We start from the raw sequence: 19078 nt of genomic DNA on the forward strand, positions 1-19078 counted from the left end.
TGCCTGTGGTGGGGACATAAACCTCACCACAGCGTATGTAAATTTATGTATGAAACTCGCAGCTGCGGCATACTCGGCGCTCAATTATCCGGATCCCGCTATGCGCCCACTCGCTCCCCTCGCCCTTGCCCTGTTGCTCACCGCTTGCGGAGACGGCGAATCGCTGTTGCCGCCCGATGCGCGCCTGCCCGACGGCGGCCGCTACCGGGGCGATGTGGTCGATGGTTTGCTGCAAGGTCAGGGCCGCGTGGACTACCCCAACGGCAGCTGGTATGCCGGCCAGTTCGACAAAGGCCAGTGGCACGGCCAGGGCGAGTGGCATGGCAGCAATGGCGAAGTCTATAAAGGCCAGTTCCAGCAGGGGCTGTTCGACGGCCAGGGCAGCCTGACCACGGCGGGCAGCCACTATGTGGGCGGCTTCAAGAACGGTCGACGCAACGGCGAAGGCACCCTCAAAGAGGGGCAGATGACCTATCGCGGCGAATTCAAGGACGACCAGTATTCCGGCCTCGGTCGCCTGGAGCTGGCGGACGGCAGCCAATACCAGGGCCAGTTCGCCCACGGCAAACCGAATGGCGAAGGCCAGCGCAACGACGACAGCGGCAACCAGTTCAGCGGCCATTTCGTCGATGGTCAACTGGAAGGCAACGGCACTTTCAACAGCGCCGATGGCGACATTTATGTCGGCCAATTCAAGCAGAACCAGCTCAATGGCAAGGGCCGCTACGAGAACGCCGACGGCGACGTGTGGATCGGCCAGTTCAAGGAAGGCGCGCTCAGCGGCAAGGGCGAGTTGATCGGTGTCGACGGCAGCCACTATGTCGGCCAGTTCAGCGATTGGCGCTTCAGCGGTGAAGGCCGCCTGAACCTCACCGACGGCAGCTTCTATATCGGCGGGTTCGACAGCGACAGCTATCAAGGCAAAGGCACCCTGGTCCTCACCGACGGCACCGTGCAGGCCGGCACGTGGGTCAATGGCATGCGCGTGCGTGACGCCGATGGCAAACTGCTGCCCGACCCGTTGGAGATCGGCGTACTGGCCCAAGGTGGTTTGCTCAACGCAGCCCTCGCCGCCGTGCCCGCCTCGACCCCGGCCGTCGAGCTGTACACCCTGGCCGTGGCCGGCGACGGTAAACAAAGCGTGTTCCTGCGCGAAGCCGATTACGTCAGCAACATGCTCGCCACCCGTTTTGGTGCACGCGGGCAGATTCGCCTGGTCAACCACCGCGACCACATCGCCGACCGCCCGCTGGCCACGCGCGAAAACCTGCGCCGCGCCGTGCAGACCCTGGCCGACCGCACCGGGCCGGAAGACCTGGTGTTTATCTACATGACCAGCCACGGTACCCACGAACACGAACTGGTGCTGGACCAACCGCGTATGGAGCTGGCCGACCTGCCCGCCGATGAGCTCGCCGCCGTGCTGGCACCGCTGAAGAGCCGCGACAAGATCGTGGTGATTTCCGCCTGCTACTCCGGTGGCTTCATACCGGCGCTAAAGGACGATCGCACCCTGATCATGACCGCGTCCCGCGCCGATCGCGTGTCTTTCGGTTGCTCCGAGGAAGCCGACTTCACCTACTTCGGCGACGCCCTCTTCGCCCAAGCCTTCAACCAGACCGACGACTTGCAGCAAGCCTTCAAGCTGGCACAACTGCATGTGGCCGAACGCGAACAGGCGGACAACTTCGAAGCCTCCGAGCCGCAGATCTGGGCCCCCAAGGGTGTGATCGCCCATTGGCAATTATTACGCAAACAGCAGGCACGAAAGGCGCTCGAAAGCGTCTCAATGAATAGCAAGGAAGCCAAAGGCAACTAAGCTGTAACGTGTAACAAGGGGGAAACACCATGTACCTGACGCCTCAGCATATCTTGCTCGCCGGAGCCTCCGGCCTTACCGGCGAACACCTGCTCGATCGCCTGCTCAACGAACCCACCGTGACCCGCGTGCTCGCACCCAGCCGCAAGCCATTGGCGGAACACCCGCACCTGGAAAACCCGGTGGGCGACCCGGCGGTGTTCCTGCCGCAGCTGAGTGGCCGGGTGGATCTGGCCTTCTGCTGCCTGGGCACCACCCTCAAACAGGCGGGCTCCGAAGCGGCTTTTCGCGCCGTCGATCTGGACATGGTGGTGGCCTTCGCCAAACGCGCGCGGGAAATGGGCGCACGGCACTTGGTCGTGATCAGCGCCATTGGCGCCGACCCGAAATCGTCGGTCTTCTACAACCGCGTCAAAGGGGAAATGGAAGAGGCGCTGAAAGCCCAGGACTGGCCTCAACTGACCATCGTGCGGCCGTCGTTGCTGTTGGGGGAACGGCTGGAGCCGCGCCTGACCGAACAGTTGGCCGGCCCGTTATCACGACTGATTCCAGGCAAATACCGTGGTATCGAAGTGTGTGAACTGGCCCGGGCCATGTGGCGCCTGGCGCTGGAAGAACAGGATGGGGTGCGGGTGGTGGAGTCGGATGAGTTGCGCAAGCTGGGCAAGTAATCCGATTTAACTATCCGGCAGAGATTCAAATGTGGGAGCGGGCTTGCTCGCGAAGGCAGTGTGTCAGTCGACGAGTAATATGACTGATCCACCGCATTCGCGCTCCCACATGGGTTTTGTGCCGCCTTCCAGACAGGGTTAGAGACCACCGGTAGCGTTGAAGCCAACCCCAAGAACCGTCAACACCGACAGCGGCAACAACAGCGTATCGAGCAACGCACTGGCCGGCAGATCCACCCCAGGGTAGCTCGGCGCCTCGGCACCAAACCTGTCCTTGGCGCAGCAACCACCCTTCATCGCATACAGGTCCAGGCGCGTACCGGCATACACCACCGGCGCGCCAGGTTTTGCCGCATCCAGTGCGCGCGCGGTGGCGCAGCCGGCCAGTTGCAGCGCCAGTAGGATCAGCAGCGCCTTACTCATCACTGCTCAAATGGTGCTCACCCCAACGCGGCAGCATGTCCTGAGGGATGTTCAGCAGGTTGAGGATGCGCGCCACCACAAAGTCCACCAGGTCATCGATGGTCTGCGGCTGGTGATAGAAGCCCGGCGAGGCCGGCAAAATGGTGACGCCCATGTTCGACAGCTTGAGCATGTGTTCCAGGTGAATGCTCGAATACGGCGCTTCACGGGGCACCAGGATCAACTGGCGACGCTCCTTCAAGGTCACATCCGCCGCGCGCTCGATCAGGTTGTTGCAGGCACCGGTAGCAATCGCCGACAAGGTCCCGGTGGAACATGGCACCACCACCATCGCCGCCGGCGCGCCGGAGCCGGAAGCCACGGGCGACATCCAATCCTCTTTACCGTAGACCTTGATCTGCCCCGCCGCCGCACCGGTGTATTCGGTGAGGAAGGCCTGCATCATCTGCACCTTGGGCGGCAGCGCCACGTCGGTCTCGGTGGCCATCACCAACTGCGCGGCCTTGGAGATCAGGAAGTGCACCTCGCGCTCTTCACGTACCAGGCAATCCAGCAGGCGCAAACCATAAGGCGCACCAGAAGCGCCGGTCATCGCCAGGGTAACGCGTTCCGGGCCACTCATTTCAGCGCCTCAGCCAATTTGCCGTGCAGGCCGCCAAAGCCGCCGTTGCTCATGACCACGACATGGGTGCCCGGTTTGGCCAGGCGCTTGACGTGTTCGATGATGCCTTCGATGGAGTCGCAGACGAGGGAAGGCACGGTGCACAGGGCTGCAATCGCCGGCAGATCCCAGCCGAGGTTGGCCGGTGCGTACCAGACCACCTGGTCGGCGTCGTTGACGCTTTCCGGCAGGCCATCCCGGTGGGCACCGAGCTTCATGGAATTGGAGCGCGGCTCGACAATCGCAATGATCGGCGCATCGCCGACACGTTTGCGCAGGCCATCCAACGTAGTAGCAATTGCCGTCGGGTGGTGGGCAAAGTCGTCGTAGATGGTAACCCCATTCACGTCGGCGACTTTTTCCATACGGCGCTTCACGCTTTTGAACGCGCTCAACGCGGCAATGCCCATGGAAGGCACCACGCCCACGTGCCGCGCAGCCGCCAGGGTGACCAAGGCATTGGCGACGTTGTGCTGGCCGGTCATGTCCCACTCGACGATGCCTTGGGTCTGGCCTTCGAACAGCACTTCAAATGTGGAACCGTCGTCGCTGAGCAGCTTGACCTGCCACTGCCCGCCCGCGCCGGTGGTTTGCACCGGGGTCCAGCAGCCCATCTCGATCACACGCTGCAAGGCCGGCTCGGTGGTCGGGTGGATCACCAGGCCTTCGCTCGGAATGGTGCGCACCAGGTGATGGAACTGACGCTCGATGGCCGCCAGATCGGGGAAGATGTCGGCGTGGTCGAACTCCAGGTTGTTCAGGATTGCCGTGCGCGGGCGGTAGTGGACGAATTTGGAGCGCTTGTCGAAGAAGGCGCTGTCATATTCATCCGCCTCGATCACGAAGAACGGCGTATCGCCCAGGCGCGCCGACACCGAGAAATTCTGCGGCACACCACCGATCAGGAAGCCCGGGCTCATGCCTGCATGCTCCAGCACCCAGGCGAGCATGCTGCTGGTGGTGGTTTTGCCGTGGGTGCCAGCGACCGCGAGTACCCAACGGCCTTGCAACACATGGTCGGCCAGCCATTGCGGGCCGGACACATAAGGCAAACCTTTATTGAGTACGTATTCGACCGCCGGGTTGCCACGGGACATGGCATTGCCGATCACCACCAAGTCCGGGACCGGGTCGAATTGCGACGGGTCGTAACCTTGGGTCAACTCGATACCCTGGGCCTCGAGTTGCGTGCTCATGGGCGGATAGACGTTGGCGTCGGAGCCTGTCACGTGATGGCCCAGCTCTTTGGCCAGTACTGCCATCGAGCCCATGAATGTGCCGCAAATACCGAGAATATGAATGTGCATAGTCGACCTCGTAAAACATCGAGGCAGGTTAGCGCAGGGGGGCGAAAATCGCACCCTTTAGCTGAGGGCGTGACGCGCGATGCCATGCCGGCGCAGCTTTCTATACAGCGTGTTGCGGCTGACGCCCAGTTGCTCCGCCGTGTGCGTCATGTGCCAGCGCTGCTGCTGCAACGCCGTGAGCAACGCCAGGCGCTCGGCGTCTTCCAGCGGCGACTCCAGCGGTTTGGTCTGCGCGACTGCCACGGGCCTGGCCTGACGAATCTGCGCAGGCAAATCTTCCAGGCCAACACGCCCCTCATCACACAGCGCCACCAAGGTGCGCAGCACCGTGCGCAGCTGGCGGACGTTCCCCGGCCAGGCAAACGCCAACAACGCTCCCCGCGCCGACGGGTCGAGGGCAACCGGCTCACCATTGGCCTCCTGGGTCAGCAGGAAATCCAGCAACTGGGCTTTATCACTGCGCTCGCGCAAAGGCGGCAAACCGACTTCCAGGCCATTGAGCCGGTAATACAGGTCCTCGCGAAAGCTACCGTCCTGCACACGCTCCAGCAAATTCCGGTGAGTCGCGCTGATAATTCGTACGTTCACCGCCTGGGGCTCACCGCCGAGCGGCACCACCAGCCGATCTTCCAGAACCCTTAACAGGCGGGTTTGCAGCGCCAGGGGCATATCACCGATTTCATCGAGGAACAGGGTGCCGCCATCGGCTTGCTGCAATTTGCCTTGCATGCCCTCTTTGCGCGCACCGGTGAAGCTGCCGCCGCGATAGCCGAACAGTTCGCTTTCGATCAGGCTTTCCGGGATGGCGGCGCAATTGAGTGCGACGAACGCCTTGTCGGCACGCTGGCTCGCCAGGTGCACCGCCTTGGCGAAGGCCTCTTTGCCGGAGCCGGTTTCGCCATTGATCAACAGCGGCACATCACGCTCGAATACCCGCAGCGCCTTGCGAAAGTCCTGTTGCAGCGTCGGATCGCCCAGGCAAATACCGGGCAACGGAGCGGGCTCAGGCTTGACGAAAGGGGTCGATGCGCTGCGCACTTGGCCACGCAGCGCGGCAAATAACTGTCGCCCATCACGGGTCCGCAGCGGCCAACTGGCCGTGGCATTGGCGCTGGCGCGGCCAAGCAGTTGATCCAGTGAGCAATCAAAAAACGCTTCCACCGGGTGCCCCAACAAACCGCCACGCACCTGGCCCAACAGGTTCAGCGCGCTCTGGTTGACCGCACAGATGCGCCCGTCTCCGTCGAATGCCAGCAACCCTTCACTGAACAACCCCACCGACTCCGCCTGCAAGTGAAAACGCAGCAACCAGTGGTGTTCAAAGTGACGCAGGAAGTAGCAACTCTCGATCATCTTCGCCGACAGGTTCACCAACGCCATGGTGTGGAACTGGCTCTGGCGCGACACGGCCTCCCGTGCGGAGGACACATCCAGCACGGCCAGCAGATCACCCTGCGGATCGAACACCGGGCTCGCCGAGCAGGTCAGCCCGGTGTGCCGGCCCCGGAAGTGTTCGTCACGATGAATGGTCAGGGATTGGCGCTCCACCAGGCAGGTGCCGATGCCGTTGGTGCCTTCGCAGGCCTCGCTCCAATCGGCACCCAGCCACAACCCGGCGCGCTCGAAGATCTTGCGCTCGGACGGCGCGGTGACACAGTTGAGGATCACGCCGCGCGCATCGGTCAGCAACACAGCATGCCCCGCACCGGAGAGCTGCTGATGCAGGCTGTTCATCTCGCTGCCGGCAATGTGCAGCACTTGCTGCAGGCGCTCGCGGCTTTCCAGCAAGCGACCATGTTCGAGCACAGTGGGTGCAATGGTTTGCGCAGGGTCGAGGTGATAGTCCTCCAGGCAACGCAGCCAGGAGCGGGCGATGGACGGATCGCTGGACGGGTCGCGGCCATGCGCCACGGTGAGGACTTGCTGGGCATGGCGGCTGAAATGATCGTTGTGCATTTCTTATTATTCTCCCTGCGTGAGAACCCCCAGCATCCCCCAGCGAACCGGGCAATGCAATCCCAGGCCGACCCACTGGTCACAGGCTGTACCGTTTGTGGCACAAACTGTCACATCGCCCGTATCGACCCTGCCACAGCCACGCCTTGCAACAATGTCCAACCCCTTGATTTCGCTGGTCCACGAAACGGTGGCCCAACCTTTGCTCTACGCTTTATCAAGCGCATGTCGCGCTGCGCTCCCAATAAACATAAAAGCCAGGAGATACCCACCATGCGTTACGCACACCCCGGTACTGAAGGCGCCATCGTTTCGTTCAAGGCCAAGTACGGCAACTACATCGGTGGCGAGTTCGTTGCGCCGGTCGATGGCAACTATTTCACCAATACCTCGCCGGTCAACGGCAAGGCAATCGCCGAATTCCCGCGCTCCACGGCCAAAGACATCGACAAGGCTCTGGACGCCGCCCATGCCGCCGCCGACGCCTGGGGCAAGACCTCGGCCCAGGACCGCGCGCTGGTCCTGCTGAAAATCGCCGACCGCATTGAACAGAACCTCGAACTGCTGGCCATCACCGAAACCTGGGACAACGGCAAAGCCGTGCGTGAAACCCTCAACGCTGACATCCCGCTGGCCGCCGACCACTTCCGTTACTTCGCCGGCTGCATCCGCGCCCAGGAAGGCACCAGCGCCGAGATCAACGAGCACACCGCGTCGTACCACTTCCATGAGCCACTGGGCGTGGTTGGCCAAATCATTCCGTGGAACTTCCCGCTGCTGATGGCCGCGTGGAAACTCGCCCCAGCCCTGGCCGCTGGTAACTGCGTGGTGCTCAAACCCGCCGAGCAAACCCCGCTGGGCATCAACGTGCTGATGGAACTGATCGGCGACCTGCTGCCGCCGGGCGTCCTGAACGTGGTGCACGGCTACGGCAAAGAGGCCGGCGAAGCGCTGGCCACCAGCAAGCGTATCGCTAAAATCGCCTTCACCGGCTCCACGCCAGTGGGCTCGCACATCATGAAATGTGCTGCGGAAAACATCATTCCGTCGACGGTTGAACTGGGCGGCAAGTCGCCGAACATCTTCTTTGCCGACATTATGAAAGCCGAGCCTTCCTTTATTGAAAAGGCCGCTGAAGGCCTGGTACTGGCGTTCTTCAACCAGGGCGAAGTGTGCACCTGCCCTTCCCGCGCGCTGGTGGAAGAGTCGATCTATGACGACTTCATGAAAGTGGTCATGAAGAAAGTCGAGCAGATCAAACGCGGCGACCCGCTGGACACCGACACCATGGTCGGCGCCCAGGCGTCCGAGCAACAGTTCGACAAGATCCTGTCCTACCTGGAAATCGCCAAGGGCGAAGGCGCACAACTGCTGACGGGCGGCAAAGTAGAGCAGCTCAGCGGTGATATGGCTGGGGGTTATTACATCCAGCCGACCCTGCTCAAGGGCACCAACGAAATGCGTGTGTTCCAGGAAGAAATCTTCGGCCCGGTGGTGAGCATCACCACCTTCAAGGACGAAGCCGAAGCCCTGGCAATTGCCAACGACACCGAGTTCGGCCTGGGCGCCGGCGTGTGGACTCGCGACATCAACCGCGCCTACCGCATGGGCCGCGCGATCAAAGCGGGCCGCGTGTGGACCAACTGCTACCACCTGTACCCGGCGCATGCGGCATTCGGCGGTTACAAGAAGTCCGGCGTGGGGCGTGAGACGCACAAGATGATGTTGGATCACTACCAGCAGACCAAGAACTTGCTGGTGAGTTACGACATTAATCCACTTGGCTTCTTCTAACGTTGCCTCCTAGCAGGCGACCCGCTCTCAACTTGAAATGAGATCAAGTGTGGGAGCTGGCTTGCCTGCTCCCACATTTGAACTTCGCAAGTAGCTGCTACCTCATTCGGCACACAGAGGCCGAGTTAAAAACAATAAGAATGGAAGGTACTTTCCAATGCCTAGCGAACCTACTGGATCCTCCGTCGACTTCGAAAAAGTCGACACCGACTACTTCCAGCAACGCGAACTGAAAAAAGGCGCCGCCGGCTGGGTGCTGCTGGTTGGCCTCGGCGTTGCCTACGTCATCTCCGGCGACTACGCTGGCTGGAACTTCGGCCTGGCCCAGGGTGGCTGGGGCGGGATGTTCCTCGCGACATTGCTGATGGCCACCATGTACCTGTGCATGTGCTTTTCCCTGGCCGAACTGTCTTCCATGATTCCTACCGCCGGTGGCGGCTACGGCTTTGCCCGCAGTGCATTCGGGCCTTGGGGCGGGTTCCTAACGGGCACCGCGATCCTGATCGAATACGCCATCGCCCCCGCCGCCATCGCGGTGTTTATCGGCGCGTATTGCGAGTCGCTGTTCGGCATCGGCGGCTGGATGATCTACCTGGCGTTCTACATCATCTTTATCGGCATCCACATCTTTGGTGTCGGTGAAGCACTGAAGTTGATGTTTGTGATCACCGCCGTGGCCGCGATTGCCCTGGGAGTGTTCCTGGTGGCGATGGTGCCGCACTTCAATGTCGCCAACCTGCTGGACATTCCAGTGACCGAGGCAAAGGGCGCCAGCACCTTCCTGCCATTCGGCTACGTGGGTGTGTGGGCGGCGATTCCCTATGCCATCTGGTTTTTCCTCGCGGTAGAAGGTGTGCCCCTGGCGGCCGAAGAAACCAAAAACCCGAAACGCGACCTGCCGCGCGGCTTGATTGGCGCCATCGTGGTGCTGACCAGCTTTGCCCTGCTTATCCTCGTTATTGCACCGGGCGGCGCTGGCACTTACGCGCTGGTCAAATCCGGCAACCCGCTGGTTGAAGCGTTGGCGTTGTCCTACGGCGGTTCCACCTGGATGGGCAGCTTCGTCAACCTGGTCGGCCTGGCGGGTCTGATCGCGAGCTTTTTCTCGATCATCTATGCCTATTCGCGGCAGATCTTCGCACTGTCACGCGCCGGCTACCTGCCGCGCAAACTGTCCCAGACCAACAAAAGCAAGGCGCCGGTCCTGGCGCTGGTGATCCCCGGCATCATCGGTTTTGGCCTGTCGCTGACCGGCCAGGGTGACCTGCTGATTCTGGTGGCGGTGTTCGGCGCGACGATTTCCTACGTGCTGATGATGGCCGCGCACATCACCCTGCGCATCCGTCGCCCCAAAATGGACCGTCCGTACCGCACGCCGGGTGGCATCTTCACTTCAGGCGTTGCGCTGGTACTGGCCTGCGTGGCCGTGGTGGCGGGCTTTCTGGTGGATCCACGGGTGGTGATTGGCGCCGCGATCATCTATGGAGTATTAATTGCTTACTTTGCTTTCTACAGCCGGCATCACTTGGTAGCAGGCACGCCCGAAGAGGAATTCGCGGCGATCCAGGCCGCAGAGGCCGCCTTGCACTAACTGCCGTAAACCTCGGCGCGAGCAATTGCCCGCGCCGCCAAGGAGACACTGTATGGCAAGCTTTTCCCACGCGGTGGGTGCACAAACCTACCGCTTCGACAGCCTCAAGGACGTGATGGCCAAGGCCAGCCCCGCGCGTTCCGGAGACTTCCTGGCCGGCGTCGCCGCACAGAATGACGGTGAGCGGGTGGCGGCGCAGATGGCGCTGGCGAATATCCCGCTGAAACACTTTCTGCAGGAAGTGTTGATCCCCTATGAAAGTGATGAAGTCACCCGGCTGATCATCGACACCCACGACACCCAGGCGTTTGCACCGGTCAGCCACCTGACCGTGGGCGGCCTGCGCGACTGGCTGCTCAGCGACGCGGCCGACGAACATTCCCTACGCGCCTTGGCGCCAGGTCTGACGCCAGAGATGGCCGCCGCCGTGTCCAAGATCATGCGCGTGCAGGACCTGGTACTGGTGGCGCAGAAGATCCGCGTGGTCACGCAATTTCGCGGCACCATGGGCCTGCGCGGGCGTTTATCCACCCGCCTGCAACCCAACCATCCTACAGACGAACCGGCGGGCATCGCCGCGAGCATTCTGGATGGTCTGCTGTACGGCAACGGCGACGCCATGATCGGCATCAACCCGGCCACCGATAGCATCGCCTCGATCTGCGCCATGCTGGAAATGCTCGACGCGATCATCCAGCGCTACGAGATCCCAACCCAGGCCTGCGTGCTCACTCATGTCACCACCTCCATCGAGGCGATCAACCGTGGCGTACCGCTGGACCTGGTGTTCCAGTCGATCGCCGGCACCGAGGCGGCCAATGCCAGTTTCGGCATCAGCCTGAGCGTGCTGCAGGAAGGGTACGAAGCAGGGTTGAGCCTCAATCGCGGCACCTTGGGCCAGAACTTGATGTACTTCGAGACAGGCCAAGGCAGCGCCTTATCGGCCAACGCGCACTTTGGCGTCGACCAACAAACCTGCGAGACGCGCGCCTACGCGGTAGCCCGACATTTCAAACCGTTTCTGGTAAATACAGTCGTAGGATTTATCGGCCCGGAGTACCTGTACAACGGCAAGCAGATCATCCGCGCCGGCCTGGAAGACCACTTCTGCGGCAAGCTACTCGGCGTGCCCATGGGGTGCGACATCTGTTACACCAACCACGCCGAAGCCGACCAGGACGACATGGACACCCTGCTGACCCTGCTGGGCGTGGCCGGGATCAATTTCATCATGGGCATCCCCGGTTCCGACGACATTATGCTCAACTACCAGACCACTTCGTTCCACGACGCGCTCTACGCCCGGCAAACATTGGGTTTAAAACCGGCGCCGGAGTTTGAGCAGTGGCTGGCAAAAATGGGCATCTTCACGCAAGCCGACGGCAAGGTGCACTTTGGCAACAGCCTGCCACCGGCGTTTCGCCAAGCCCTGGCGCAACTGGGATGAAGGAGCCGCCTGTGCAACTCGACCTGCCTGACAACCCCTGGCTGGAACTGCGCCGCCTGACCCCGGCGCGCATTGCCCTGGGCCGAACCGGCACCAGCATTCCCACCCACGCGCAGCTGGATTTTCAGTTTGCCCACGCCCAGGCGCGGGACGCGGTGCATTTGCCCTTTGACCATGCGGGCCTCAGCAGCCAGCTGGCCGAACGCGGGCGTGACAGCCTGCTGCTGCACAGCGCCGCTGCAGACCGCCACAGCTACCTGCAACGCCCGGATTTGGGGCGGCGCTTGAGCGATGAATCCGCCCAAGCGCTGCGCGACCACGCGTCGGCCAACCCCGGCGGCGTGGATTTGGCCGTTGTAGTGGCCGATGGTTTATCCGCGCTGGCCGTGCATAAACACACCTTGCCGTTTCTGACGCGCATGGAAGAACAAACCCACGCCGAAGGCTGGTCGTTGTCGCCAGTCATCCTGGTGGAACAAGGCCGCGTGGCGGTGGCGGATGAAATCGGGCAATTGCTCGGCGCCAAGATGGTGGTGATCCTGATCGGCGAACGGCCGGGGCTCAGTTCACCGGACAGTCTGGGGCTGTATTTCACCTACAACCCCAAGGTCGGCCTCACCGACGCCTATCGCAATTGCATCTCCAATGTACGCCTGGAGGGCCTGAGCTATGGCATGGCGGCTCATCGCTTGCTGTATTTGATGCGAGAAGCGTGTCGTCGGCAGCTGTCGGGGGTCAACCTCAAGGACGAAGCGCAGGTTCAGACCATTGAATCCGATGATCCGGACCTGATGAAAGGCAATTTCCTGCTCAGTTCACCGGATGACTGATCGCGGTACGATTGCGCTTTTTCGCGCCATTAGGCAGCATCGAGTCACGGCCGCTTGTGTGGTCATACCCCATTTGGAAGTTGAGGCCTGGCATGCGGATTACTCAAGCGACCCCGGAACACCTGGACCTGCTGACCCCGTTGTTCGTCAAATACCGCGAGTTCTACGGGGCCTTGCCCTTCCCGGATTCATCGCGGGCCTTTCTGGAAAAACGCCTGCGCCGCAAGGAATCGGTGATTTACCTGGCCCTGGCGGATGATGACGACAAGAAACTGCTGGGCTTTTGCCAGCTGTACCCGAGCTTTTCGTCGCTATCACTCAAGCGCGTGTGGATCCTCAACGACATCTACGTGGCTGAAGACGCGCGCCGACAACTGGTGGCGGACAACCTGATGCGCACGGCGAAGAAAATGGCCAAGGAGACCCACGCGGTACGGTTGCGGGTCTCGACCAGCAGTGACAATGAAGTGGCGCAGAAGACCTATGAGTCGATCGGGTTTCGCGAGGACACCGAGTTCAAGAACTACACCTTGCCAATCAACGAAGACTGACCCCAATAGCCAAAACGCCACAAATCCCCTGTGGGAGCGGGCTTGCTCGCGAAAGCGGCGGGGCAGTCACCGGATTAGTCGACTGATACGCCGCATTCGCGAGCAAGCCCGCTCCCACATTTTGATCGATGTATGCCTGGAACACCCACGACATCCCCCGCTACAAAACCAACACGCTTTTCACGCCTCAATCCGTATAATGCGGACCTTTCAGGGTTGTAAGAATTGCGGCATACACTTGTAGCCTTATTACCCGAGCTTCCGCACAGGCCTGCTGAGCCGGGCCATCCACACAGGTGCCATCCATGGATTTCAACCCGCTCGACCTTATCCTGCATCTCGACGTCTACCTCGACCTGCTGGTAACCAATTACGGTCCGTGGATCTACGCCATTCTGTTTCTGGTCATTTTTTGCGAAACCGGCCTGGTGGTGATGCCATTCCTGCCGGGTGATTCGTTGCTGTTCATCGCAGGCGCCGTGGCGGCTGGCGGCGGCATGGACCCGGTGTTACTCGCCGGCCTGTTGATGCTGGCGGCAATCCTGGGCGACAGCACCAACTATGTGATCGGGCGAACAGCCGGAGAACGCCTGTTCAGCAACCCGAACTCGAAAATCTTCCGCCGCGACTACCTGCAGAAGACCCACGACTTCTACGACAAGCACGGCGGCAAGACCGTGACCCTGGCGCGCTTCCTGCCGATCCTGCGCACCTTCGCGCCGTTCGTGGCCGGTATCGCCAAAATGCCTTATCCGCGCTTCTTCGGCTTCAGCGTATTCGGCACCATCCTGTGGGTCGGCGGCCTGGTGACCTTGGGTTACTTCTTCGGCAACGTGCCGTTCATCAAGAAAAACCTGTCGCTGCTGGTGGTGTTCATCATTCTGCTGTCGCTGGTGCCGATGATCATTGGCGTGTTCCGCAGCCGTTTTGGCCGCGCGTCCTCCGAAGTCAAGTCGCAGTAAGCGCCGATGTGGTCGCTCAGCGCCTGGCGTCGCCAGCGCTTGCTGGCCAAGCACCCGATTGCCGATGACACCTGGCAGCGGGTGCGCCACCATTTGACCTTCCTCGACGGTATCAGCGCCGAGCAGGACCAATGGCTGCGCGAAGCCTGCGTGGTGTTCCTCGCCGAAAAGCACCTGACCGCCCTGCCCGGCGTCGAGCTGCACCAGGAACAACGCCTGCTGCTCGCCGCTCAGGCGCAATTGCCGTTGATGAACCTGGGCGACCTCGACTGGTACCAGGGCTTCCATGAAATCGTGCTGTACCCCGACGACTTCGTCAGCCCCCAGCGCCATCGCGACAGCAGTGGCATCGAACACGAATGGGACGGCGAACACAGCGGCGAAGCCTGGCAACAGGGCCCGGTGATCCTCGCCTGGCCCGGGGTGCTGGCCAGTGGCAACTGGGAAGGCTACAACCTGGTCATCCACGAACTGGCGCACAAACTCGACATGCTCAACGGCGACGCCAACGGCCTGCCGCCACTGCACAACGACATGCGCGTGCAGGAATGGGCCAGCGTGATGCAGAGCGCCTACGACGACCTCAATCGCCAACTGGACGCCAACCCGGACGCCGACACCGAGATCGACCCCTACGCCGCCGAAAACCCGGCTGAATTCTTCGCCGTCACCAGCGAATATTTTTTCAGCGCTCCGGATTTGCTGGTCAACCGTTATCCACAGGTGTACGCCCAACTCAGCCGCTTTTATCGCCAGGATCCCTTGGCCCGCCTGACCCAGCTGCAAGCCAGCGACCCGCGTTATCAGCCACAGGACGAATGACCGTACGACGTCTGGCGCATGGCATCGGCGTCAGAATGTGCCTATAATCGCCGCCACTTTTAGGCCAATCCGGCCAAGTTTCTTGGCCAATTAACGGGGGCAACGCCCAATGAGCTACAGCAAGATTCCGGCTGGCAAAGACCTGCCGAACGACATCTACGTCGCCATCGAGATTCCGGCCAACCACGCGCCGATCAAATACGAAATCGACAAAGACAGCGACTGCCTGTTCGTTGACCGTTTCATGGCCACCCCGATGTTCTACCCGGCCAACTACGGTTTCATCCCTAACACCCTGGCTGACGACGGTGACCCCCTCGACGTGCTGGTCGTAACCCCTTACCCGGTTACCCCAGGTTCGGTTATCCGCGCGCGTCCAGTCGGCATCCTGAACATGACCGACGACGGCGGCGGCGATGCCAAAGTGATCGCGGTTCCACACGACAAGCTGTCCCAGCTGTACGTGGACGTGAAGGAATACACCGACCTGCCGCCCCTGTTGCTGGAGCAGATCAAACACTTCTTCGAGAACTACAAAGACCTCGAAAAAGGCAAATGGGTGAAGATCGACGGTTGGGGCAACGCAGATGCCGCCCGCGCCGAGATCCTGAAGTCGGTCGCTGCCTACAAAGGCTGATACCCGCTCCTCATTGCCCCGGCAACTGAAAAAGCCCCGATCATTCGGGGCTTTTTTTGTGGGAAAAATTAAACGACAAGTTCATTAACTTATATAAAAGGTTTAACCAGCACCTGAATCCGAAGTATCAGGCTACAACTAAGCAACGACCTACACACGCAACTCAACGCATGGTTTATTTGATCTGTAATTCCGGCCAGTAAACTCTGCGTTCATGAATACATCAGGTGATCGTTTAAAAGCGCTATTACGGGAAGTCCACCTTTCCGCCTCCGACTTCGCCAAGAACCGCGGCGTCACGCCCCAACACGTGAACAACTGGTTCAAGCGCGGCGTCCCCATGGGCCGACTCAACGAAATCGCAGAACTGCTGTGCATCTCCAGCCGTTGGCTGCGCACCGGCGAAGGCCCCAAACACCCACCGGCCAACTTCCTGCTGGAAGGCCCGAACACCCGAAAAGGTCTGCCCACCACCCGCGAAGGAAGCGGCCAATACCTCACAGGCCCCGCCTGTCTCCCGGAAAAAATCGACGTGGAGATCGACCTCCACCCCTCATTTACCTCTATCGAACGCATCCGCGTCACCCTGCACACCCTCCAAGCCCTTAACGTGCACCCCGACCGTGCCCTGGGCGCCTACATGGTCGACAACAGCATGATCGACATCATCCAGCAAGGCGCCACCCTCGCCATCGACCGAGGCCGCACGCAAATCATCGACGGCGAAATTTATGCGGTAGAGCACGACGGGATGCTGCGCATCAAATACCTCTACAACCGACCTGGCGGTGGGTTGCGGATGCGCAGCCACAACGCCGGTGAACATCCGGACGAATACCTGACGTACGAGCAACGGTTTGAGCAGAACGTCCAGATTGTGGGGTGGGTGTTCTGGTGGTCCACCCTCAACAACCGCCGTCCACCGGTGCCGCTGGATGAGCACCTATTGGGATGGGAAGGCTCTAAATCGGATCCGGAGGTGGGCAACTGAGGGGAATGTGGGTATCATGCGCCGCACATTTGGCAGGGGGTGGCTTAAGGCTATTCACCCTGCTTGGCGATGCGGAGGAGTTCCCGCTGATGCCCCTACTATTCAGCCCGACGCAACGTGGGCTGAGCGATTTGAAGGCTGGTGAGGCTTGTCAAAAACAAGCTGAAGCAGTCCCCGAGAAGCCGGCCACAAGCCGGCTTTTTAATGCCCGCATAAAACCCAAGTCAATTGTCCGACAAGCCGTTGGACATTTGAATGAGCAAAAGCGGGCAGCTTATAGCCCGCCCTGCCTCTAAAGCTGAATACACGCCATAGCCCGCTCCGCCACTGTCTTCGCCATCCCCACCAAGTCACTGCTGCAACCCAGCCACACCCCCCCAGGCATCCTAAAAGCTCAGTTCTTCGTTCACGACAAAAGGCTTGGCGTACGCAAAGACAAGCATTGTCACGCCTGAGTTGACGGTATTACCGTTTTCACCTGCTTTATCCCCCAATAGCCACCCATTAATCTGTGCCCATGTTGAACGCAACGCCCAACCAACCTAAACAAAAAAGGATTCAACCATGAGCGCTCCAACCTACAACCGCCTCAACAAAGACGACGCCATTGTTCTGTTGGTCGATCACCAGACCGGCCTGATCTCTCTGGTGCAGGACTTCTCGCCCAACGAGTTCAAGAACAACGTGTTGGCCCTGGCCGACCTGGCCAAGTTCTTCAACCTACCGACCATCCTTACCACCAGTTTCGAGCAAGGCCCGAATGGCCCGCTGGTGCCGGAGTTGAAAGAGATGTTCCCGGACGCGCCGTACATCGCCCGCCCTGGCCAGATCAACGCGTGGGACAACGAAGACTTCGTCAAGGCGATCAAGGCGACCGGCCGTAAGCAGATCATCATTGCCGGTGTAGTGACGGATGTGTGCGTAGCGTTCCCGACTTTGTCGGCGCTGGCGGAAGGGTTTGAGGTGTTTGTGGTGACCGATGCGTCGGGCACGTTCAATACCACGGTGCAGCAGGCGGCGTGGAGCCGGATGACGCAAGCCGGTGCGCAGTTGATGAACTGGTTCTCGGTGGCGTGTGAGCTGCACCGCGACTGGCGCAACGATATCGAAGGCCTGGGGAATCTGTTGTCCCAGCGTATTCCCAACTATCGCAACTTGATGAATGGTTATGCGGCGCTGACGGCTCGCAAAGACTAAGTCAAATCGCCACACACCATAAGCCTGCCTTGAAACGCAGGCTTTTTGCGTCGTTACCTAGCCATTCGCCATTAGTACACTCGCCCTAATTGTGGCTGCACCGCCTCACCACTAAAGTCCTTCGCTTATTTCGAGCCTCAAGGAAGGACGCTATTGAATACTTTAACCAAGGTCGGTCGCTGCCTGGCACTTCTGCCCCTATTGTTGACCAGCGCAACATCGGTATTGGCCGATGAACAAACACCGATTGGCGACTGGTCGATCATCTACGGCAGCGGCCGGGCCCATCAAAATGTGATGTATGTGGCCGACCGTACCTCGGTGGTGCCCTCGAACCACAACAAGGGCGCCAAATTGGTGGCCGTCACGGTGGTGTATGAAGAACCGGGCAAACCAATGATCGATGTGTACAACATCGAAGTGCAGTGCTCCACGCGCAAGGTGCGCTTTCTCAACGGCCAGTCGGTCGCGCCATTTTCCTACACCCTCACGCACTTGAAGGTCTCCAACACGTGGCAGACGCCAAAGGAGTTCTGGCTCGACCGCACGCTCGCGTATGTCTGCGAACCGGGCAAGAGCAAGGACACCATCGCCATGGGCAAGATGACCCATCTGCAGATGATCCAGACCACCAAGGCCATGTTCGAGCAGTTGGGCCCGACTCAGGAGAAGAGCCAGATGATTGATGACCTCGACGACATGCTGGGCAACAAGCGCTGAGCAACCCTTACCGACAAGAAGGATTCACGATGCCTACATGGACAAGGCTGTTGCTGGCAGGACTTTTGTTGCCGGCCGTGCTGTTTATCAACGGGTGCCACCTGATTGCACAATCGCGTTGGGAAGGCCGTGACGTGCAAGAGGCGCTGGATTTATTCGGCAAGCCCGACTCGATGAAGAAGCAGAATGCACCCAATGGCGACACCCAGGTGGTGATGACCTGGCACAAGTCCTCATCCTGGACGACCACCGAAGCCGCTGGGACTTCAATGAACCACACCGGGAACGGGATGGTGTATACGGAGTATTACCAGCAAGTCGGGCACAGTTCGGATTGCAAGCTGGAAGCCACGGTGGATAAGGCGAAGAAGATCGTGCTGTTCAGGATTGAGGATGGCCGGATCCTGCATGGCAAGTGCCTGAACGTGCCATTTGTGCCGGGGTATATTCCGCCGGGGTTTTGAGGCTGGGATCGTTTGTGCAACAGCGTGTTGCACGAACGAGAACCGAGGCTAGATGCTTGACTCTCGCCGCTACAGCATCCCCTCCCCTGAAACCCCAGCGAACTGGACGTGCAGCTCACTGCGCTGGAAAAGATGCAGACAGGGCTGACTGCCTGGTCCGGCTGCCCGGTGGCGGTCGCAGCACCCGGTATCAGGCCAAGACAGCGGGCAAGTGACACCCCCGCTCATTTGCCCC

18 protein-coding genes are annotated in these 19078 nt (G+C 60.6%); 14 read left to right on the forward strand and 4 right to left on the reverse strand.

What is annotated here, in order from left to right:
- Positions 1-100 precede the first annotated feature (100 nt).
- Together AC4PS7_RS25165 and AC4PS7_RS25170 are read left to right on the forward strand one after the other, a co-directional pair.
- On the forward strand, positions 101-1819 hold the full coding sequence (locus tag AC4PS7_RS25165; RefSeq protein ID WP_137206171.1) for a C13 family peptidase: 1719 nt from the start codon (positions 101-103) through the stop codon (positions 1817-1819).
- Between the two features lie 29 nt (positions 1820-1848).
- Positions 1849-2490, forward strand: a complete 642-nt coding sequence (locus tag AC4PS7_RS25170; protein ID WP_010206805.1) for an oxidoreductase — start codon at positions 1849-1851, stop codon at positions 2488-2490.
- Between the two features lie 138 nt (positions 2491-2628).
- Here the strand turns inward: AC4PS7_RS25170 and AC4PS7_RS25175 are convergent, their stop codons facing one another.
- From AC4PS7_RS25175 to AC4PS7_RS25190, 4 genes are read right to left on the reverse strand one after another with little or no spacing between them, the layout of a single operon-like run.
- Positions 2629-2913, reverse strand: coding sequence for a YceK/YidQ family lipoprotein (locus tag AC4PS7_RS25175; RefSeq protein ID WP_010206806.1), 285 nt, complete (start codon positions 2911-2913; stop codon positions 2629-2631).
- Positions 2906-3535, reverse strand: a complete 630-nt coding sequence (gene ubiX, locus AC4PS7_RS25180; RefSeq protein ID WP_010206807.1) for a flavin prenyltransferase UbiX — start codon at positions 3533-3535, stop codon at positions 2906-2908. Before ubiX ends, AC4PS7_RS25175 begins: the two co-directional genes overlap by 8 nt.
- The gene (mpl, locus tag AC4PS7_RS25185) at positions 3532-4881 is read right to left on the reverse strand and encodes a UDP-N-acetylmuramate:L-alanyl-gamma-D-glutamyl-meso-diaminopimelate ligase (protein WP_010206809.1); all 1350 of its coding nucleotides are present in this window, start codon (positions 4879-4881) and stop codon (positions 3532-3534) included. Before mpl ends, ubiX begins: the two co-directional genes overlap by 4 nt.
- Positions 4882-4938: 57 nt before the next feature.
- On the reverse strand, positions 4939-6837 hold the full coding sequence (locus AC4PS7_RS25190; RefSeq protein WP_010206810.1) for a sigma-54-dependent Fis family transcriptional regulator: 1899 nt from the start codon (positions 6835-6837) through the stop codon (positions 4939-4941).
- Between the two features lie 273 nt (positions 6838-7110).
- On the opposite strand from AC4PS7_RS25190, the gene exaC reads away from it, so the two are divergent.
- From exaC to AC4PS7_RS25250, 12 genes are all read left to right on the forward strand, one after another.
- Complete coding sequence (gene exaC / locus AC4PS7_RS25195) at positions 7111-8631, forward strand: acetaldehyde dehydrogenase ExaC (protein WP_010206811.1); 1521 nt, start codon at positions 7111-7113, stop codon at positions 8629-8631.
- A gap of 157 nt (positions 8632-8788) precedes the next feature.
- A complete protein-coding gene (eat, locus tag AC4PS7_RS25200) occupies positions 8789-10222 on the forward strand; it encodes an ethanolamine permease (RefSeq protein WP_010206812.1) in 1434 nt (477 codons plus the stop codon).
- Positions 10223-10274: 52 nt separating this feature from the next.
- Positions 10275-11669 (forward strand): ethanolamine ammonia-lyase subunit EutB, encoded by a 1395-nt coding sequence (locus AC4PS7_RS25205; RefSeq protein WP_021492976.1) that lies wholly within the window; start codon positions 10275-10277, stop codon positions 11667-11669.
- The gene (gene eutC, locus AC4PS7_RS25210) at positions 11666-12499 is read left to right on the forward strand and encodes an ethanolamine ammonia-lyase subunit EutC (protein WP_010206815.1); all 834 of its coding nucleotides are present in this window, start codon (positions 11666-11668) and stop codon (positions 12497-12499) included. Before AC4PS7_RS25205 ends, eutC begins: the two co-directional genes overlap by 4 nt.
- Positions 12500-12591: 92 nt before the next feature.
- Positions 12592-13050, forward strand: a complete 459-nt coding sequence (locus AC4PS7_RS25215) for a GNAT family N-acetyltransferase (protein WP_021492977.1) — start codon at positions 12592-12594, stop codon at positions 13048-13050.
- Positions 13051-13355: 305 nt separating this feature from the next.
- Positions 13356-14012, forward strand: coding sequence for a DedA family protein (locus AC4PS7_RS25220; RefSeq protein WP_010206817.1), 657 nt, complete (start codon positions 13356-13358; stop codon positions 14010-14012).
- Positions 14013-14018: 6 nt separating this feature from the next.
- Positions 14019-14834, forward strand: a complete 816-nt coding sequence (locus tag AC4PS7_RS25225; RefSeq protein WP_021492978.1) for a M90 family metallopeptidase — start codon at positions 14019-14021, stop codon at positions 14832-14834.
- Between the two features lie 109 nt (positions 14835-14943).
- Positions 14944-15471 (forward strand): inorganic diphosphatase, encoded by a 528-nt coding sequence (gene ppa, locus AC4PS7_RS25230; protein ID WP_003219382.1) that lies wholly within the window; start codon positions 14944-14946, stop codon positions 15469-15471.
- 214 nt (positions 15472-15685) lie between these two features.
- On the forward strand, positions 15686-16462 hold the full coding sequence (locus tag AC4PS7_RS25235) for a LexA family transcriptional regulator (RefSeq protein ID WP_029529012.1): 777 nt from the start codon (positions 15686-15688) through the stop codon (positions 16460-16462).
- A gap of 564 nt (positions 16463-17026) precedes the next feature.
- Complete coding sequence (gene ycaC / locus AC4PS7_RS25240; protein WP_010206820.1) at positions 17027-17659, forward strand: isochorismate family cysteine hydrolase YcaC; 633 nt, start codon at positions 17027-17029, stop codon at positions 17657-17659.
- Between the two features lie 153 nt (positions 17660-17812).
- Positions 17813-18379, forward strand: coding sequence for a hypothetical protein (locus tag AC4PS7_RS25245; RefSeq protein WP_010206821.1), 567 nt, complete (start codon positions 17813-17815; stop codon positions 18377-18379).
- A 29-nt stretch (positions 18380-18408) separates the two neighbouring features.
- Positions 18409-18843 carry a hypothetical protein gene (locus AC4PS7_RS25250; protein ID WP_028618099.1) on the forward strand — a complete coding sequence of 145 codons (435 nt, stop codon included), beginning with the start codon at positions 18409-18411 and terminating at the stop codon, positions 18841-18843.
- The last annotated feature ends 235 nt before the right edge of the window (positions 18844-19078 follow it).

It is taken from the genome of Pseudomonas sp. DW-iso3, from assembly GCF_058725305.1.

What these genes read in the sequence shown, in the direction of transcription:
- AC4PS7_RS25165 (WP_137206171.1), top strand. Translation starts at nt 101, where the DNA reads ATGCGCCCACTCGCTCCCCTCGCCCTTGCCCTGTTGCTCACCGCTTGC.
- AC4PS7_RS25170 (WP_010206805.1), top strand. Translation starts at nt 1,849, where the DNA reads ATGTACCTGACGCCTCAGCATATCTTGCTCGCCGGAGCCTCCGGCCTT.
- AC4PS7_RS25175 (WP_010206806.1), bottom strand. Translation starts at nt 2,913, where the DNA reads ATGAGTAAGGCGCTGCTGATCCTACTGGCGCTGCAACTGGCCGGCTGC.
- ubiX (WP_010206807.1), bottom strand. Translation starts at nt 3,535, where the DNA reads ATGAGTGGCCCGGAACGCGTTACCCTGGCGATGACCGGCGCTTCTGGT.
- mpl (WP_010206809.1), bottom strand. Translation starts at nt 4,881, where the DNA reads ATGCACATTCATATTCTCGGTATTTGCGGCACATTCATGGGCTCGATG.
- AC4PS7_RS25190 (WP_010206810.1), bottom strand. Translation starts at nt 6,837, where the DNA reads ATGCACAACGATCATTTCAGCCGCCATGCCCAGCAAGTCCTCACCGTG.
- exaC (WP_010206811.1), top strand. Translation starts at nt 7,111, where the DNA reads ATGCGTTACGCACACCCCGGTACTGAAGGCGCCATCGTTTCGTTCAAG.
- eat (WP_010206812.1), top strand. Translation starts at nt 8,789, where the DNA reads ATGCCTAGCGAACCTACTGGATCCTCCGTCGACTTCGAAAAAGTCGAC.
- AC4PS7_RS25205 (WP_021492976.1), top strand. Translation starts at nt 10,275, where the DNA reads ATGGCAAGCTTTTCCCACGCGGTGGGTGCACAAACCTACCGCTTCGAC.
- eutC (WP_010206815.1), top strand. Translation starts at nt 11,666, where the DNA reads ATGAAGGAGCCGCCTGTGCAACTCGACCTGCCTGACAACCCCTGGCTG.
- AC4PS7_RS25215 (WP_021492977.1), top strand. Translation starts at nt 12,592, where the DNA reads ATGCGGATTACTCAAGCGACCCCGGAACACCTGGACCTGCTGACCCCG.
- AC4PS7_RS25220 (WP_010206817.1), top strand. Translation starts at nt 13,356, where the DNA reads ATGGATTTCAACCCGCTCGACCTTATCCTGCATCTCGACGTCTACCTC.
- AC4PS7_RS25225 (WP_021492978.1), top strand. Translation starts at nt 14,019, where the DNA reads ATGTGGTCGCTCAGCGCCTGGCGTCGCCAGCGCTTGCTGGCCAAGCAC.
- ppa (WP_003219382.1), top strand. Translation starts at nt 14,944, where the DNA reads ATGAGCTACAGCAAGATTCCGGCTGGCAAAGACCTGCCGAACGACATC.
- AC4PS7_RS25235 (WP_029529012.1), top strand. Translation starts at nt 15,686, where the DNA reads ATGAATACATCAGGTGATCGTTTAAAAGCGCTATTACGGGAAGTCCAC.
- ycaC (WP_010206820.1), top strand. Translation starts at nt 17,027, where the DNA reads ATGAGCGCTCCAACCTACAACCGCCTCAACAAAGACGACGCCATTGTT.
- AC4PS7_RS25250 (WP_028618099.1), top strand. Translation starts at nt 18,409, where the DNA reads ATGCCTACATGGACAAGGCTGTTGCTGGCAGGACTTTTGTTGCCGGCC.